The organism is Streptacidiphilus jeojiensis, from assembly GCF_042510965.1.
Classification (GTDB): domain Bacteria; phylum Actinomycetota; class Actinomycetes; order Streptomycetales; family Streptomycetaceae; genus Streptacidiphilus; species Streptacidiphilus jeojiensis.
Genome location: NZ_JBEUKS010000021.1, coordinates 114,237 through 132,789, shown reverse-complemented (window position 1 = coordinate 132,789; position 18,553 = coordinate 114,237). Strand labels below are relative to the sequence as shown.

At 71.7% G+C, this 18,553-nt stretch carries 6 protein-coding genes; all 6 read right to left on the bottom strand.

The window, feature by feature from the left end:
• Nucleotides 1–1,851: an AfsR/SARP family transcriptional regulator gene (locus tag ABUW04_RS38165; RefSeq protein ID WP_380568889.1), complete on the bottom strand. Its 1,851-nt coding sequence runs from the start codon at nt 1,849–1,851 to the stop codon at nt 1–3.
• A 114-nt stretch (nt 1,852–1,965) separates the two neighbouring features.
• On the bottom strand, nt 1,966–4,854 hold the full coding sequence (locus ABUW04_RS38160; protein WP_380568888.1) for a non-ribosomal peptide synthetase: 2,889 nt from the start codon (nt 4,852–4,854) through the stop codon (nt 1,966–1,968).
• Nucleotides 4,851–15,776 (bottom strand): amino acid adenylation domain-containing protein, encoded by a 10,926-nt coding sequence (locus tag ABUW04_RS38155; protein WP_380568887.1) that lies wholly within the window; start codon nt 15,774–15,776, stop codon nt 4,851–4,853. The genes ABUW04_RS38160 and ABUW04_RS38155 overlap by 4 nt, the downstream gene beginning before the upstream one ends.
• A gap of 91 nt (nt 15,777–15,867) precedes the next feature.
• Nucleotides 15,868–16,083: an MbtH family protein gene (locus tag ABUW04_RS38150; protein ID WP_380568886.1), complete on the bottom strand. Its 216-nt coding sequence runs from the start codon at nt 16,081–16,083 to the stop codon at nt 15,868–15,870.
• A gap of 195 nt (nt 16,084–16,278) precedes the next feature.
• Complete coding sequence (locus tag ABUW04_RS38145; RefSeq protein WP_380568885.1) at nt 16,279–17,622, bottom strand: MFS transporter; 1,344 nt, start codon at nt 17,620–17,622, stop codon at nt 16,279–16,281.
• Entirely contained in the window at nt 17,622–18,536 is a 915-nt protein-coding gene (locus ABUW04_RS38140; RefSeq protein ID WP_380568913.1) for an ornithine carbamoyltransferase, read from the bottom strand. The genes ABUW04_RS38145 and ABUW04_RS38140 overlap by 1 nt, the downstream gene beginning before the upstream one ends.
• Nucleotides 18,537–18,553 lie beyond the last annotated feature (17 nt).

Here is an 18,553-nt window from a genome sequence, read left to right as displayed (position 1 = left end):
TCAGCCCACCGCCGTGGGCTCCTCGGCCAGCCGGACCAGCTCCGGCGATTCGGCCAGCAGCAGCACCAGTTCGTGGAACCGGTAGAGCGGCCGGCCCTGCCGGTCCACCCCGCAGATGTTCAGCAGCGCCCCGTCCACCAGCTGCTCCAGGCAGTACTCGGCGGCCGCCTCGGTCAGCCCCAGCCGGATCGCGGCTGCCTGCGCCGGAAAGGGCCCCGAGCCGATCCCGGCCAGCCGGCCCAGCGTGGCCTCGGCGGGCTCGGGCACCTGCCGCAGCGCCGAGAGCAGCACCGCCTCCAGCTCCAGCCCGCCGAAGGAGAGCTCCGACAGCCGGTCGCCCGGGTCGGCCAGCCGGGACGCCAACCGGGCCACCGGCCAGTACGGGCGGGCCGCGAGCCTGCTGCCGGCGATCCGCAGCGCCAGCGGCAGCCCGGCGCAGTGCGCCAGCAGCTCCTCGGTGGCCTCCGGTTCGGCCAGCAGCCGGGCCCGACCCGCGAGGGAGGCCAGTAAGTCGAACGCCGCCCGGTCCTCGAACGGCGCCAGCGAGCAGGTCTGCGCCCCGCCCACCCGGGTCAGCCGGGTCCGGCCGGTGATCAGCACCACGGCCCCGGCCGTCCCCGGCAGCAGCGGCTCCACCTGGCGGCTGTCCGCCGCCCCGTCCAGCAGCACCAGCATCCGCCGGCCCGCGGTGCGGGTCCGGTAGCGCCGGACCAGCTCCTCCAGCTCCATCCGGCCGTCCGCGTCCGGGCTCCCGCCCGGTCCGGTGCCGATGTGCTCGCCCATCCCCCGCAGCAGGCCGACCAGGACCTCCGCCGGGTGCTTGGGCCGACCGTCCGGCCCGGTCAGCTCGGCGAAGAGCTGGCCGTCCGGGAAGTGGGCGGTGCTCAGCTGCGCCGCGCGCAGCGCCAGGGCGGTCTTGCCCACCCCGGTCATCCCGGTGACCAGCAGCCTCCGGGCCCTCGGCGGCGCCTCGTCGCTCCCCAACCGGGCCAGCAGGAACGCCAGTTCCTCCTCCCGTCCGGTGAAGTCGTCGTTGTCAGGGGGCAGCATGGCGGGCGCCCCGGCGCCCTCGAAGACGGCGGACCCGGCCGGCGGCCGGACCGGGGCACCGGGCCCCGGCCCCCGGTTGCCCTCCAGCACGGCCTGGTAGGTGGACCCCAGCGCCTCGCCCGGGTCGATGCCCAGCTGGTCCGCCAGCAGGCTGCGGCCCTCGTAGTAGCACTGCAGCGCGTCGCCCTGCCGCCCACAGCGGTAGAAGGCGGTCATCAGCTGTGCCCGCAGCCGCTCGCGCAGCGGGAACCGGGCGACCAGTCCCAGCAGTTCGGCGGTGAGCTGCTCGTGCAGGCCGAGCGCCAGATCCGCCTCGATCCGGCTCTCCAGCGCGTACATCCGCGCCTCCTCCAGCTGCGGCTGCTCGCTCTCCACCAGCGACTCGGAGGCATTGGCGAGGGCCGGCCCGCGCCACTGGCCCAGCGCCTCGGCCAGCAGCGCCCCCGCCTCCGCGTAGTGCTGCCGGGCCAGTGCGGCCCGGCCCTGCCGGTCCAGCCGCTCGAACTCCAGCAGGTCGACCCGGGCCCGCGGCGCCTTCAGCACATAGCCGGGCTGCAGCCGCTCGATGGCGACCTCGTCGCCGAGCAGCTTCCGTAGTCGCGACATGTAGGTGTAGATCTGGGCCCCGGCCGTGGCGGGCGGTTCCCACCCCCACAGCAGCGAGTTCAGCCGGGCGTCGGACACCACCCTCCCGCGTGCCAGGACCAGGGCGGCCAGCACCGTGTGCACTTTGGACCCCGACAGCGCCACCCTTGCGCCGTCCCTGTGGGCCTCAACCGGACCGAGGACTCGAAAGTCCATCTGCGTCACACCCCCGCGGTGTTATTACTGACTGTCGTCAATGAACCTACGCGGGCGTCCTATCCACCGGTCATCTGTTTGATAACGGCGTCGGGTCGGCAGAATTGCACGTCTTTAACGTGCCTGGTCAGAGCTGTCACGACCGAGCAGGGTGGCGACCACATGGTGGACGTTCCTGCCATTGTCGCCGTTGGTCATCACCACACAACCGTTACCGGTTGAAAGTTGGATCGAAATCAGGGCTCGAAAACCCGGAGTCTGGCCACCGTGCCCGAACTCCACATCGGTCACGGTGCGGTCGACCACCGTGCCCAGTCCGTAGAAGCTGCCGGGGAAGCCCTCGGTGAGCAGTTCCGCCGCCAGCTCGGCCGGCAGCAGGTCCGAGAAGCCGCGGCGCGCCCGGCGGATCTCCACGGCCAGTTGGGCCAGATCGGCAGGCGTGGACCACAGCCCGCTGCCGGCGTGGACCGGGCGCAGCAGATGGCCGCCGAGCACCGCCCGGCCGTGCTGGTCGTGCCCGGCCGCGACGTCCTGCTCCGGACTGTCGCCCTGCTCCGGGGCCAGGAAGGTGCTGTCCCGCATCCCCAGCGGACCGAAGACCAACTCCTGTGTCAGTTCCTCGAACTGGCGGCCCGTCACATCCAGCAGTAGTTGCTCGGTCAACGCCCAGTGGCTACCGGCCTTGCGGAACAGCGCCCCCGGCTCGTACTCGGCGGTGACCCCGTCCAGCACCGCCGAAAGCCCCGGCATGGTCTCGTCGCGCCGCCACCAGGTGCCGGCGGTGGAGGACAGTCCGGCGGTGTTGCCGAGCAGGTGCCGCAGCGTCAGCGGCAGTCCGGCCGGGCTCCTGGGCGCACGGCGGGTGCGCAGGTAGCCGTCGATGTCGGCGTCCAGGTCCAGTACGTCCGCGGCGACCAGTCGCAGCACCGCGAACGCGGTGACGTGCTTGCTGATCGATCCGGCCTGGAACCGGGTCCGCAGGGTGACCGGCGCACCGGTCTCGGCGTTGCGCAGCCCGTACGCCTGCACCCCCACCAGCCCGCCGTCCTGCAGCACCGCCACGGCGGCGCCCGGCACCCGGTGCTCCGCCAGTACCTCGGGCAGTCGCGGCTCGGTCAGCGCCAACCCTCGCGGTACGGCGGTGTTCGTGGTCATCGGCTGCTGAACTCCTCGGTCGGAATCGGATCCGGGACCCTCGCTCGTCCCGGTCGGTGCCCCGTCGATCGCCAGGGCCAGGTCCTCGACGGTCTCGCTGTCCAGCAGCATCCGCAGGGTCAGCGCCAGGCCGGCCCGCCGTGCCGCGCCCATCACATGGACGATGCGCATGGAGTCGGCGCCCAGGTCCAGCAACCGGTCCCGCACACCGACCCCGGCCACCCCGAGCACCTCCGCGCAGGTGCGCACCAGGATCTCCTCGGTCCGGTTCCGCGGCGCGACGTACTCCCGGTCCGCCACCAGCGCCGCCCGTCCCGGCGCCGGCAGCGCCCTGCGGTCGACCTTGCCCGCCGGGTTCAGCGGCAGCGCGTCCAGCAGGACGAAGGCCGCGGGGACCATGTAGCCGGGCAGCGACGCGGACAGGTGGCCGCGCAGCTCCTGGACGAGCAGGTCCTCGCCGTCGGCGCCGTCCGGCTTGGCGGCCGGGACCAGGTAGGCGGCCAGCCAGCGCTCACCGCCGGCGTCCTCCAGGTCCACCACCACGGCGTCCCGGACCGCCTCGTGCCCGAGCAACCGCTCCTCGATCTCCGGCAGTTCGATCCGGTAGCCGCGGATCTTCACCTGCCGGTCGATCCGGCCCAGGCACTCCAGCTCGCCGTCGGGCCGGAACCGGGCCAGGTCGCCGGTGCAGTACATCCGCGAGCCCGGCGCACCGCCGAACGGCTCCGGGACGAACCGCTCCGCGGTCAGACCCGGCCGTCCCACATAGCCCCGGGCCAGCCCCGCACCGCCGAGGTAGAGCTCGCCGACCACGCCCACCGGCACCGGCTGCTGCGCGGCGTCCAGCACATAGGCGCGGTGGTTGTGGATCGGACGCCCGATCAGCACCGTCTCCGGCTCCGGCGGCACCTCCCAGACCGTGGTCCAGACCGTCGCCTCGGTGGGGCCGTACTGGTTGTACAACCGGTCCACCCGGCCGCGCAGATCGCGTGCCAGCCCGGGCGGGCAGGCCTCCCCCGTGGTCACCGCGACCAGCGGGCGGCGGTCGAACCCGGCCGCCAGCAGCAGCTTCCACCCGGCCGGGGTGGCCTGGACATGGGTCACCCCGGCCCGGTCGAGCAGTCGCAGTTGAGCCTCCGGGTCGGCCGCCTCGGCGTCGTCGGCCAGCACCACCCGGCCGCCGGTGACCAGCGGCAGATACAGCTCGGCCATGGAGATGTCGAACGACAGCGAGGTGCTCGCCAGCCAGGCGTGCCCCGGACCGGAGCGGTAGCGCTCACGCATCGAGAACAGCAGGTTCAGCAGCGCGTACTGACCGATCTGCACCCCCTTGGGCCGGCCGGTCGACCCGGAGGTGAAGAGCGTGTAGGCGAGCCGCTGCCGCCGCGCCGGGTCCTTGGGGTCGGAGTCCGGACCGGGGGCCGGTTCGGGCGCGGTGTCCGGGCGGGCGGCGATCGCGTCGCCGTCCCGGTCCAGGTGGACCAGATCCCCGTCGTAGCCGCCGCCGAGGCGGTCGGCCAGCGAGCCCTCGGTCACCACCAGCCGGGCCCCGGCCGCGTCCAGCATGTAGGTCAACCGCTCGGCGGGCAGCCCGGTGTCGAGCGGCAGGTGCGAACCGCCGGCCTTCCAGATCCCGAGCAGGCAGGGCAGCGTCTCGGGCCCACGGCTGAGCAGCACCCCGACCACCGACTCCGGCCCGGCCCCCGCGGCGCGCAGCTGGTGCGCGATGCGGTTGGCCCTGGTGTCCAGCTCGCGGTAGCTGATCGTCTCGGCGCCGACCTGGACGGCGACGGCGTCGGGGGTGGCCGCGGCCGCCGCCTCGATCACCTCGTGCACATACCTGGTCATCCCCACTCCACCTCGGTGTCGTTCCAGTCCTCGAGGACCTGGGTCAGTTCGGTCGCGGAGAGCATCGGCGCGTCCACGTCCCCCTGCGGATCGGCGGCCATGGCCTCCAGCACCGCCCGGTACATCCCGGCGAGCCGCTCCGCGTTGGCCCGGTTCAGACCGGTGCTCACCGCGCGCAGCACCAGCCGCCCGGGGACGTTGGCGATGGACATCGTGAACTCGTTGGAGCTGTCGCCGTCCCCGGAGCGGACGTCCACCGTCCCGGCGTCCACCTGGTGGAAGTCCTGGTAGCGGTACATCACGTCGAAGAGCCGGCGCCCCCGGGCCAGCCTCTGCACCGCGGGCAGCGGGTAGCGGCGGTGCCGGTACACCTCCGCCTCGCGGGCGAACACCTGCCGGACCAGGTCGCTCCAGGTGCGGGCGGAGCGGTCATGGGCGAAGGGGAGGGTGTTGAGGTACATCCCGTAGACCCGCTCCGCGCCGGGCAGCTCCGGCCGGGCGCTGTACAGCACCCCGGTGTGGAAGGCCGGCTCATTGGTGACCGTGCCGAGCACCTTCAGGTGCGCGGCCAGCAGCACCGCCTTGAACGAGGTCCCGGTGGCACTGGCCAGCGAGCGCAGCGCCGGCTCGATGTCCTGGAACTGCACCGAGAGCTTGAAGTCCTCCCGGGGCGCGCCCGGGCCGTCCCCCCAGTCCGGCGGCAGCACGCACATGGCGTGGTCGTCGACGATCCGCTGCCAGTAGTCCCGGTCCTCCGTCGACTCCAGCGAGGCCAACTCGGCGGCGATGAAGTCGGCGTAGCGGACGGCGACCGGCTCCTGCCGCGCAGGGGCGCTGCCGGAGGCGTAGGCGCGGTAGGCGTCGAGCACCTCCATCAGCAGCGACTGCTGGCTCCAGCCCTCGGTGATGGCATGGCAGTGGGTGAATCCCAGATGCCACGCCTCGTCCGACTCCACCAGCGCGGACACCCGCAGCAGCGGAGCCCGGGTCAGGTCGAACAGCCGGTCCCGCTCCCTGACGATGTGTGCCTTGCGCGCCGCCTCCTGCTGCTCGGCGTCCAGGCCGCGCAGGTCCTGCACAGCGACGGGGATGTCAGCCGACGGGTGGACCAGCTGGAGCGGCACCTCGAACTCGTCGAGCGCGAAGCTGGTCCGGAGGAGTTCGTGCCTCGCCACCACCAGCTGTGCGGCGCGGCGCAGGGCGTCGGCGTCGAAGGGCCGGCCGTCCTTGATCCGGAAGGTGGACGTGTTGTGGTACTTGTTCAGCCCGTCGCCGGCCAGCATCTCCACCAGCATGCCCAGCTGAACCTGCGAGATCGGATAGGCGTCGACCAGACCGGCGGGGAGGCCGGCCCGGACCGCGTCGGTGACCAGGCTGAACGGCTCGACGGGACCGGCCGTGTCGTTCCCGCCGGTGACGAGGGCCGTGGCGAGGGCGGCGACGGTGCGGTTCTGGAAGACATCGGCGACCCCGGCCTGGAAGCCCTCGGCGCGCAGGGCGCCGACCAGGGCGATGGCCTTGATGGAGTGACCGCCCAGGTCGAAGAAGTTGTCCTCGACCCCGACCCGCTCCAGCCCCAGCACCCGTCCCCAGACGGCGGCGATCTGCGCCTCGGTGGCATTGCGCGGCGCGACGTAGCTGTCGGTGGCCTCGGCCGCCGGGTCGGGGAGAGCGGCGCGGTTGAGCTTGCCGTTGGCGGTGAGAGGGATCGCGGTCAGGGGGATGAGGAGGGAGGGGACCATGTAGGGGGGAAGGGTCTCGGCCAGGGTGTCGGTGAGGCCGGTGGTGTCGCCGACGACGTAGCCGATCAGGCGCTGGTCCGAGGTGACGATCACGGCCGCGTCGCTCACGGCCGGGTGGGCGACCAGGGCGGCGCGGACCTCGCCCAACTCGACCCGGTAGCCACGGATCTTGACCTGATCGTCGATCCTGCCCAGGAACTCCACCACACCGTCCGCACACCACCGAGCCAGGTCACCCGTGCGATACATCCGGGCCCCCGGGGCGCCGTACAGGTCCGGCAGGAACTTCTCCGCCGTGGCAGCCGGGCGGAACGCATAGCCCTGGGCCACACCAGTGCCGCCGACATACAGCTCGCCGGCCACACCCACCGGCACCGGACGCAGGCCGGCATCCAGCACCCGCATCGTCATGTTCGGCAACGGACGCCCGATCGGCACCACACCCTCGACCGGCTCCGTGAGCGGGAACACGCAGGTGCCCACCGTCGCCTCGGTGGGACCGTACTCATTGAGCACGGCACCGGAACCCAGGGTCTGACGCCACCGCTCCACCAGCGCACCCGGCAGAGCCTCACCGGCCACCACCACCCGCGGAGCCAGAGCCCCGATCTCCGCATCCGACAACTGACCCGACAACACCTCCAGATGACCCGGCGTCAGCTTCATGAACGCGAACGGGCCAGCAGCCGCCAACTCCGCACCCAGACCGGTCAACTCGCCGTCCCACAGCCAGGCCCGCTGACCGGCCGCCAACGGCGCCCACACATTGGGCACCACCAAGTCGAACGCCACCGACGAGAACACCGGCGCACCACCGGACCCGGCCCCCACCAACTCGCGTACCGCCCAGTCAATGTGATTGGCCAGACTGCGATGCGAGACCTGCACCCCCTTCGGCCGACCCGTAGAACCCGACGTGAACACCGTGTACGCCACCGCATCCAGATCAACCAGCACCACAGGCGCCGTCACCGGGAACCGCGACAAGTCCTCCTCGACCAACACCGCCGTGCACGCGAACCGGTCCGCGTACTGCGCCGACGTCACCGCCACCGACACACGGGCATCGGCGACCATCCCGGCCACCCGCGCCCCCGGCAGCACCGGATCCATCGGCACAAACCCAGCACCAGCCCGCCACACCCCCAACAACGCCACCACCAGATCAACCGAACGATCCAGCAACACCGCCACCGACGAACCCGGCCCAACACCGGCCGCAACCAACCGATGCGCCAACCGCGACGCCCGCACATCCAACTCAGCAAACGTCACCGTGCCGGCAGCAGACGCCACCGCCACCACCGACGGCGACTCCACAATCCGACGGTCAATCAGCTCCATGACGGAGGTCTCCGGGACCAGCAAGCCCGACTCGTTCCAGTCGGACAGCACCCGCTCCCGCTCACCACCCGGAAGGAACACCGCCGTGGCATCCCCCTCCACGTCCCCGGCCATGGCTTCCAGCACCGACCGGTACATCGCCCCCAGCCGATCCACCCCCGCACGGCAGAGCACCTGGGGGTCCGCCGTGAGGAGCAGGCCGCTGCCACGGGCTGCGACGGCGAGGCCGAACTCGGTGGCGCCTTCGCCCAGCCCGGAGTCGGCCTCGACGATCTCGGACTCCGCCTGGGCGTCCTGCAGGTCGAGGTAGCTGAAGCGCACGTCCAGCAGCCGGGTGCCGTCACCGAACTCGCGCTGCATCACCGGCATGGGGAATCGCCGGTGTGGCCACAACGTCCCCTCCTGGTCGAAGACCTGCCGGATCAGCTCGCGCCAGGTCCGTGCACCGCGGTCGTACGGGAAGGGCACGGTGTTGAGGTACATCCCGTACACCCGCTCGGCGCCGACGATCTCCGGCCGACCGCTGCAGACCAGACCGGTGCAGAAGGAGTCCTCCCGCGTGAGCTGGCTCATCACCTTCAGGTGCGCCGCGTGCAGCACAGCCTTGAGCGAGGTCCCGGTCCGGCTCGCCACCTCCTGGAGGGAGGCCGTGAGGTCGGTCAACGGCACCCGTACAGTGACGGCTCGCCGTTCTGAGCCCTCGTCACCCCAGCCGGCCGGCAGCTCGAACCTCGCGTGACCGGCGAGGAGTTCACTCCAGTACGCACGGTCCTCGGCCGAGTCGAGCGAGGCCAACTCCGCTGCCACAAAGTCCGCGTAGCGAACAGCAGGGATCTCGACCGTCGGAAGCGGGCCGCCGCCACGGATGCGGAGATACCCCTCGACGATCTCGCTGAGCAGCGAACGGTGGCTCCAACCCTCGGTGATGGGATGGCACACGCTCACCGAGAGCCACCACGCCTCGTCGTCCTCGATCAGGGCCGATATCCGTAGCAGTGGGGCCTCCGACAGGTCGAAGAGCTCGGATCGCTCAGCCGCGACGTGTGCCCGTCGCGCCACTGCCTGCTGCTCTGCGTTCTGGCCGCGCAGATCGTGCACGGCAACCGGAATGTCGGCGGTCGCGTGGATGAGCTGCAGCGGTACCGAGTAGCCCTCCAGCGCGAACGAGGCCCGCAGCATCTCGTGGTGCTTCACCACATGCTGTCCGGCCCGGCGCAGGGCGTCCGCGTCGAAGGGCCGGCCGTCCTTGATCCGAAAGGTGGACGTGTTGTGGTACTTGTTCTGACCATCGCCGGCCAGCATCTCCACCAACATGCCCAACTGCACCTGAGCCAACGGGAGGGCATCGGTTAGTCCCTCCGGGAGGGCGGCCCGGTCCTCGACCGTGAGCAGGCTGAACGGCGCCACGGTGGAGACGGTCTCCACATCCCCGGTGCCGAGAGTGGCAGCGAGGGCGGCAACTGTGCGGTTCTGGAAGACATCCCCGACCCCCACCTGGAAGCCCTCGGCGCGGAGGGCGCCGACCAGAGCGATGGCCTTGATGGAGTGACCGCCCAGATCGAAGAAGTTGTCCTCGACCCCGACCCGCTCCAGCCCCAGCACCCGCTCCCAGACGGCGGCGATCTGCGCCTCGGTGGCATTGCGCGGCGCGACGTAGGAGTCCGCGCCGGTACTGTCCGGGTCCGGCAGGGCAGCTCGGTCGAGCTTGCCGTTGGCCGTCAGCGGGAGCGCGGCGAGCGACACGAAAGCGGAGGGCACCATGTAGTGCGGAAGAGTCGCCCCCAGCCACTCGGCCAGGCCATCTGCGGTACCGACGACGTAGCCGATCAGACGCTGGTCCAAGGTGACGATCACGGCCGCGTCGCTGACGGCGGGGTGGGCCACCAGGGCGGCGCGGACCTCGCCGAGCTCGACCCGGTAGCCGCGGATCTTGACCTGGTCGTCGATCCTGCCCAGGAACTCCACCACACCGTCTGAGCGCCACCGAGCCAGGTCACCGGTGCGATACATCCGGGCCCCCGGGGCACCGTACAAGTCCGGTAGGAACTTCTCCGCCGTCGCGGCCGGGCGGAACGCATAGCCCTGGGCCACACCAGTGCCGCCGACATACAGTTCACCGGCCACACCCACCGGCACCGGACGCAACCCTGCATCCAGCACGCGCATCGTCATGTTCGGCAGCGGACGCCCGATCGGCACCACCCCCTCAACCGGTTCTGTCAGCGGGAACACACACGTACCCACCGTCGCCTCAGTCGGACCGTACTCGTTCAGCACGGCACCCGAACCAAGGATCTGACGCCAACGCTCGACCAGCGCACCCGGCAGAGCCTCACCCGCCACCACCACCCGCGGAGCCAGAGTCCCGATCTCCGCATCCGACAGCTGACCCGACAACACCTCCAGATGACCTGGCGTCAACTTCATGAACGCGAACGGACCCGCAGCGCTCAACTCCGCACCCAGACCCGTCAACTCACCGTCCCACAACCAGGTCCGCTGACCCGCCGCCAACGGCGCCCACACATTAGGCACCACCAAGTCAAACGCCACCGACGAAAACACCGGCGCACCACCCGACCCCGAACCCACCAACTCCCGCACCGCCCAGTCAATGTGATTGGCCAGACTGCGATGCGAGACCTGCACCCCCTTCGGCCGACCCGTCGAACCCGACGTGAACACCGTGTACGCCACCGCATCCAAATCCAGCTCAACAACCGGAGCCGTATCGGGGAACCGGGACAAGTCCTCCTCGACCAACACCGTGGTGCAGTCGAACCGATCCGCGTGCTGCTCCGATGTCACCGCCACCGACACGTGAGCATCGGCGACCATCCCGGCCACCCGAGCCCCCGGCAGCACCGGATCCATCGGCACAAACCCAGCACCAGCCCGCCACACCCCCAACAACGCCACCACCAGATCAACCGAACGATCCAGCAACACCGCCACACACGAACCCCGCCCAACACCAGCCGCCACCAACCGATGCGCCAACCGCGACGCCGCCACATCCAACTCAGCAAACGTCACCGCCTCACCCGCACACTCCACCGCCACCACCGACGGCGACTCCACCACCCACCGACCAACCAACTCCATAACGGAGGTCTCCGGCACCACCACACCCGACTCGTTCCAGCCGGACAGCACCCGCTCCCGCTCACCACCCGGAAGGAACACCGCCGTGGCATCCCCCTCCACGTCCTCCGCCATGGCCTCCAGCACCGACCGGTACATGGCCCCCAGCCGATCCACCCCCGCACGGCCGATGACGTGCCGGTTGGCGGTGATGACCATGAAGCCGGCCCGGGTGGAGACGCCCAGCGGGAACTCCGTGGGGCTGTCGTCGATCGTCGCGGCGTAGTCGACGATCTCCTGGTCGACCTGACGGAAGTTCTGGTAGCTGAAGCGGACGTTCACCAGCCGCTGGGCCGGGGAGAACTCGCGCTGCATCGCGCCGAGCGGGAAGCGGCGGTGCGGCCAGACCTCGATCTCCTGGTCGAAGACCTGTCGCACCAGCTCACGCCAGGTCCGCGCGCCCCGGGTGAAGGCGAAGGGCAGCGGATTGAGGTAGACGCCGTGGACGCGTTCGGCGCCCACGGCCTCCGGCCGGGCGTTGGTGACCAGGCCGGTGCAGAAGGACTCCTCCTGGGTGAGCTGGCTCATCACCTTCAGGTGCGCCGCGTGCAGCACGCTCTTGACCGGCACCTCGGCCCGGCTGGCGAGCGCGCGCAGCCGCGGCTCCAGGTCGTGGTAGGGCACCCAGGCCCGGTGCAGTCCGGGCGGCGTCTGCGCCGGGTCGTCGCCCCAGCCGGCCGGCAGCTCGAACACCGGGTGGTCGCCGAGCTTCCCCTGCCAGTAGCCGCGGTCCTGCTCCGACTCCAGCGAGACCAGCTCGGCGGCGACGAAGTCGGCGTAGCGCACCTGGGCCGGTTCCGGCTGCTCGACCGGCAGGCCGTCCCGGACGGCCCGGTAGACGGCGACCAGTTCCATCAGCACCGAGTGGTGGCTCCAGCCCTCCAGGACGGCGTGGCACTCGGTCAGCGTGAGCCACCAGCTCCCGGCGTCGCAGGCGTGGCCGGTGAACCGGATCAGCGGGGGCCGGTCCAGGTCGAACAGCCGGGAGCGCTCCTCGGCCATGAAGGCGCGCAGGGACTGCTCGGTCTCCTCGGCGCCGAGGCCGGCCAGGTCCCGGGCGCCCGCCACCGACCGCACCGACTCGGCCGCGTGGACCAGCTGCAGCGGGACGGAGTAGCCCTCCAGCGCGAACGAGGTCCGCAGGATCTCGTGACGGGCGATCACCGTGTCCACGGCCGTCTGCAGAGCCGCCGGCTCCAGCGGCCGGTCGTCCAGGATCCGGAAGCAGGTGGAGTTGTGGTAGACGTTCCGGCCGTCGTTGGCGAGCATCTCGACGACCATGCCGAGCTGCACCTGGGCCAGCGGGTAGGCGTCGGTGACGCCCTCCGGCAGCAGCGCCCGGTCCTGCTCCGACAGCAGTGCGAACGGCTCCACGCCGGGCTCGGCCCGGGCCGGGGCCGGGCGGCCGGTGATGAACTCGACCAGTCGGGCTGGGGTGCGGTACTCGAAGACGTCGCGGACGGTGACGTCCTGGTCCGCCTCGCGCAGGGCGCCGACCAGGGCGACGGCGCGCAGCGAGTCGCCGCCGAGGTCGAAGAAGTTGTCCTCCACCCCGACCTCGTCGACTCCGATCACCTCACGCCAGATCCGGACCATCTCCTCCTCGGCCGCGGTGCGCGGTGCCACCCGGGTGCCCTCGACGCCCAGGGCGCCGCGGTCGGGGGCGGGCAGGGCGGCCCGGTCCAGCTTGCCGTTGACCGTCAGCGGGATCCGGGCCAGGACCAGGAAGGCGCTGGGGACCATGTAGCCGGGCAGCGAGCGGCCCAGCAGCGCGCGCAGCTCGCTCGGCGCGGCCACCGCCTCCCCTGCGGGCACGATGTACGCCACCAGCCGGCGGTCGCCGGGGATGTCCTCACGGACCACCACCGCGGCGTCGCGCACCAGCGGATGGTCCGTCAGCGCGGCTTTGATCTCGCCGAGTTCGATCCGGTGGCCGCGGATCTTCACCTGCTGGTCGATCCGGCCGAGGTAGTCCATGCTGCCGTCGGGCCGGCGGGAGGCCAGGTCCCCGCTGCGGTAGAGCCGGGCCCCGGGCTCGCCCCAGGGGTCCGGCACGAAGCGCTCGGCGGTGAGCCGAGGCCGGTTGAGGTACATCCGGGCGACGCCGGGGCCGCCGACGTGGATCTCCCCCGGCACCCCCACCGGCACCGGTTCGCCGTGCTCACCTAGCAGCCGCACCTGCAGGTCGGGCAGCGGCACGCCGATGGCGTTGCCGGTGTCCGCCGCCAGGTCCTCCTCGCCGATCCGGCGGTAGGTGGTGTGCACCGTGGTCTCGGTGATGCCGTAGAGGTTGACCAGTTCGGTGCGGTCCAGGCCGCGCCGGGCGACCCAGGGCTTCAGTCCGGGGATGTCCAGGCGCTCGCCGCCGAAGGTCACCACCCGCAGCGCCAGTTCATCCACCAGCGGACTGCCCTCCGCAGCCAGCGCGACCAGGCTGCGGAAGGCGGACGGGGTCTGGTTGAGCATGGTGACGCCCTGCTCGACCAGCAGTCGCAGGAAGTCCTCGGGCGAGCGGGCCACGTCCGCCGGGACGACCACCAGTCTCCCGCCGTAGGCCAGCGCGCCCCACAGCTCCCAGACCGACATGTCGAAGGCATAGGAGTGGAACAGCGCGGAGACGTCCTGCTCGTTGAACTCGAAGTACCGCTCGGTCGTGATGAACAGCCGCAGCACATTGGCGTGGGTCAGTCCGACGCCCTTGGGACGGCCGGTGGAGCCCGAGGTGTAGATGGTGTAGATCAGGTCACCGGGCCGGACCCCCGAGCTGGGGTCGTTCTCCGGCTGCCCCGCCAGGACGGCCGCCTCCTCAGCGTCGTCCAGCAGCAGCAGCCGGGCGGCGGCCGCCGCGACCGGCTCGGCCAGGTGCGCGGCGTGGGCGGTGTCGCTGACCACGATGCGGGCGCCGGCGTCGGTGAGCATGTAGCCGAGCCGTTCGGCGGGGTGTTCCGGGTCCAGCGGCAGGTAGCCGGCGCCCGACTTCAGCACGCCGAGCAGGGCCGGGACCAGGTCCAGGCCGCGGTCCAGGCTGATGCCGACCAGCTCGCCGGGGCCGGCGCCGAGGGCCCGCAGCCGGTGCGCAATCCGGTTGGCCCGGTGGTTGAGCTCCCGGTAGCTGAGCCGCTGGGTCCCGAACACCAGGGCGGTCCGCTCGGGCGTCGCCGCGGCCTGCTCCTCGAAGACCTCGTGCAGGCACCGCTGCGGCGTGGGGAAGCGGGCCGCCTCGGGGACGACCACGGCCAGCTCGGCCGCGTCCAGCAGGTCCAGCCGGGACAGCCGACGGTCCGGATCGGCCGCGGCGGACTCCAGCAGCCGGACGAAGTGCCCGGCCAGCCGCTCGACCGTGGACCGGTCGTAGAGCGCGGTGCTGAACTCCAGCGCACCGCGCACCGATCCGTCGGCGGCCTCGCCCAACTGCAGGGTCAGGTCGAAGCGGGACACCCGGGAGACCGCCCGCAGCGGCTCGGCCTCCACCCCGGGCAGCCGCAGCCCGGCGGTGCGCTCCTGGTGCATGGTGAACGCCACCTGGCACAGCGGGGTCCGGGACATGTCCCGGTCCACGACCAGCTCGTCGACGAGCCCGGCGAACGGGTACTCCTGGTTGTCGAAGGCGTCCAGGACCGTCTCGCGGGCGCCGACCAGCAGCTCGCGGAAGGTCGGGTCGCCGGCCCACTGCCCGCGCAGCACCAGGGTGTTGATGCCGTAGCCGATGAGCTGGTCCAGTTCCGGGCGGCTGCGTCCGGACACCACGGTGGCGACGGCGATGTCGCTGCGGCCGGTGTAGCGCGAGAGCAGCCCCTGGAATCCCGCCAGCAGGGTCTGGAAGGGCGTGGCGCCGTGGGCCGAGCCGAGGCTGCGCAGCCGGTCGGCCAAGGCCGCCGGGAGCTCCAGCGGCACCGCGTCCCCAGCCCAGCTCCGGACCGCCGGACGGCGCCGGTCGGCGGGCACCTCCAGCGGGGTGATCCCGGCCAATCGGCCGCGCCAGTGGTCGAGTTGCTTGGCCAGCGCGTCCCCGGCCAGCCGTTCGCGCTGCCAGGCCGCGAAGTCGGCGTACTGCACCGGCAGCGGGGCGAGCGGCGACGGGTGCCCGTCCAGGAAGGCCGCGTAGACCTGGGAGAGCTCGGAGAGGAACAGCCCGACCGACCACTCGTCACAGGCCACGTGGTGGAACACCACGGCCAGCAGGTGGTGGTCCGCGGCGATCCGCACCAGCCTGGCCCGCAGCGGTGCGCCGTGCTCCAGGTCGAAGGGGCGTCCTGGTTCGGCCTCGGCCAGGGCGAGGGCGGCCGCCTCGGCCTCCGCCGGGGGCAGGCCGCTGAGGTCGTCCAACGGGAGGTCGAACGGGACGGGAGGGTCGATCACCTGCAACGGCTCGGCGCCGTCCATCCGGTAGCGGGTGCGCAGGATCTCGTGCCGGGCGACCAGTTCGGTGAAGCTGCGGCGCAGTTCCTCCGGGTCCAGTGCTCCGCGCATCCTGAGCACCACCGGGACGCTGTACTCCCAGCTCTCCGGGTCGAGCCGGCTCAGGAACCACATCTGCTGCTGACCGTGGGAGAGCAGCAGCCGACCGCCCTCGCGGTCCACCGGCACCACCGCGGCACGCCGACCGCCACGGCCGCCGGCGAGCCGGGCGCGCACCAGTTCCTCACGCCTCGCCTCGACCTGCCGACCCGTCAGACCCTCGTCCGTCTTCATCCTGCGCGCCCCTCCCGACCTGCTGTTCCGTGTGTCCACTGGATTGCCCCGCCTACCGCGTACCGCAGTGACCCTGACGGGTCGTCAAGAACTAGGCCCCGGCCTGCTCCATCCGGCGGCGCAGGCCGGCCGGGCGCATGTCCGTCCAGACCTGCTCGATCCGGTCCAGGCAGTCCTGCTTGCTGCCCTCGGTGCCCTCGGCGTACCAGCCGGCGGGCAGGTCCCGCTCCGCGTCCCAGATCGAGAACTGCTCCTCGTCGTTCAGAACGACCCGGTAGACACGGGTGTCTTCGCGCTCTTCAGCCATGGCGGACTCCTTCTTCGCTCCAGGGTGTGAATGCGCAGTCAGCTTCCGGCGGGGAGCTATACCGGCTCTCTACCGAGGCCCTTTTGTCCGGGGCCCGGAACGCCCCGCCGGGGACGCCAGATGGCCCGGTCCCGAGGGGAAGCGGGACCGGGCCACATGGGTTTCCGGGGATGGTCGTGCGCGGGTGGTGGGTTGTCAGGGCAGGTCCGCGACGCCGGCCGCCCCCGCGTGGGCGTGCTCGGGCTCCGGCTCGTCGGGGACGTCGTCCGGCTGGTCCTCACGGGCCGCGCCGCTACGGGTGAAGACGACCGCCGACACCACCGCGAGCAGCACCATCACCCCCGACACCACCGCCAGCGTCCGCCGGGTGCCGATGTCGTCGACCAGGTAGCCGGTCACCAGCACGCCGAGCGAGCTCGCGCCGGACACCAGCAGCATCACCACGCTGCCGACCCGGCCCTGCATGTTGTCGGGCGTGATCCGGACCTGGTAGCACATGCCCGCGACGGTGACGGCCGCGCCTATGCAGGAGGTGACGAAGAACAGCGACCCCAGTTCCACCGGCTGCCGCAGCACGATGGTCGCGGGCATCACCAGGGCCCAGGCCACATGGGCGACGATCATGATGTGCCGCATCGGCATCCTGGTGTTCAGCCAGCCTCCCGCCAGCGCGCCGCACAGCCCACCGAGCCCGCCGCCCGCCATGATCAGCCCGACCGTGCCGGTCGCCCCGCCGTCCTCCCTGATCACCACCGCGACGGTGAGGATCAGCCCCTGGAACACCAGGTTGCTGCCGGCGATGATCAGCAGCGCGGTGCGGAAGTAGGCCCGGCTCCAGACCCAGCTCAGCCCGACCGCGATCTCGGTCCGCATCCTGCGCCTGGCCTTGGACGGCCGGGCCGGCGCCTCCGGCTGCCTGCGCATCCGGACCAGGGTCAGCAGCGAGAGGAAGTAGAGCCCCACGCTGGAGGCGAACGGGACGAAGGCGGAGATCCCGAACAGCGCGCCGCTGACCGGGTAGCCGACGAAGTTCACCCCCCGCGAGCGGGCCTCGTTGGTCGCCATCGCCGCGCTCAGCTGCCGGGACGGGACCAGGCCGCGGACCATGGCGACCTCGGACAGCTGGTAGAAGACCGTCATGCTGCTCTGCACGAAGGCCACCACGGCGATGTGCCACACCCAGACGTGGTCGCCCAGCAGCGCGGCGACCACCGACCCCACCGCCACTGTTCTGACGACGATGCAGACCATCGACAGCCGGCGCCGGTTCAACCGGTCCACCAGCACCCCGGCCGGCAGCTGCACCAGCAGGGCCGGCAGCAGTCCGGCGAAGCCCACCAACCCGGCCTGGCCCCCCGACCCGGTGTGCCACAGCACCAGCAGCGTGAAGGACATGCCGGCGCAGCGGTCCGCCATCGCCGCCATCGCCGAACCCGTCCACAGCAGCCTGAAGTCGCGGTAGCTGCGCAGCGCCGGCAGCGGGGCCTGAGCCGCCGCGACGGCTGCCCCTCCTGCTCGTCCTCCCTGGTCGGTACTCATCAGTGCGCGGCCCAGCACCATTCCAGGACAGCCATGGCGCTGTGCAGCTTGTGGGTGGCCTGGGTGAACGCGATGCTGGCCGGGCCGTCCAGCACCTCGGCGGTGACCTCCTCGCCGCGGTGCGCGGGCAGGTCGTGCAGGAAGACGGCCTTCGGGCTGCTCTCCCACAGCTCCCCGGTGACCTGGAACGGCGCGAAGCCGCGCCGCCAGTCCGGGTCCGGCTTGCTGGTCCCGGTGGTCTGCCAGCGGGTGGTGTAGATCGCGTCGAGGCCGGCCGGAAGGTCGGCCATGTCGTGCCGCTCGGCCACCCGGGAACCGTGGCGGTCCGCCTGTTCCGTGGCCGTGGCGAGGACCTCCGGGGCGAGCCCGTAGCCGGCCGGCGTGCGCAGTTCGAGTTCGGTGCCGGGGAACCTGGACAGCGCGAGGGCCAGGGCGACCGCGCTGTTGTTGCCCTCGCCCACGTAGAGCACGCGCAGGCCTTCGACCTTGCCGAAGTGGCTGTGCAGGGTGGTCAGGTCGGTGAGCCCCTGGGTGGGGTGCTCCTCCGCGCTCATGGCGTTGATGACCGACATCCGTCCGTCGGCGGCCCAGGAGCGCAGCTCCGACGTGGCGTCAGCGGTCCGCGCCACCAGCAGGTCCAGCATCCCGGCCAGCACCCGGCCGGTGTCCTCGGTGGTCTCCCCCGTGTTCAGCTGCAGGTCGTCGGGCCCGAAGGTCACCGTCTGCGCGCCGAGGCGGAGGGCACCGCTGGTGAAGGCGGTCCGGGTCCTGGTGGAGGTACGCCGGAAGTAGATCCCGGCGATGGCACCGTCCAGCGGCTTCTCCACCGCCCCGGACGCGAAGTGCGCCCCGCGCTCGACCAGCAGCCGCAGGTCGTCGTCGGACAGGTCGGTGATGGAGATCAGGTGTCGCATGGGCATGTCCGCTCCTG

Bases quoted from the DNA above. Each gene is read 5' to 3' on its own strand.
- ABUW04_RS38165 (WP_380568889.1), bottom strand. From the start codon at position 1,851: ATGGACTTTCGAGTCCTCGGTCCGGTTGAGGCCCACAGGGACGGCGCA.
- ABUW04_RS38140 (WP_380568913.1), bottom strand. From the start codon at position 18,536: ATGCGACACCTGATCTCCATCACCGACCTGTCCGACGACGACCTGCGG.
- ABUW04_RS38150 (WP_380568886.1), bottom strand. From the start codon at position 16,083: ATGGCTGAAGAGCGCGAAGACACCCGTGTCTACCGGGTCGTTCTGAAC.
- ABUW04_RS38145 (WP_380568885.1), bottom strand. From the start codon at position 17,622: ATGAGTACCGACCAGGGAGGACGAGCAGGAGGGGCAGCCGTCGCGGCG.
- ABUW04_RS38155 (WP_380568887.1), bottom strand. From the start codon at position 15,776: ATGAAGACGGACGAGGGTCTGACGGGTCGGCAGGTCGAGGCGAGGCGT.
- ABUW04_RS38160 (WP_380568888.1), bottom strand. From the start codon at position 4,854: ATGACCAGGTATGTGCACGAGGTGATCGAGGCGGCGGCCGCGGCCACC.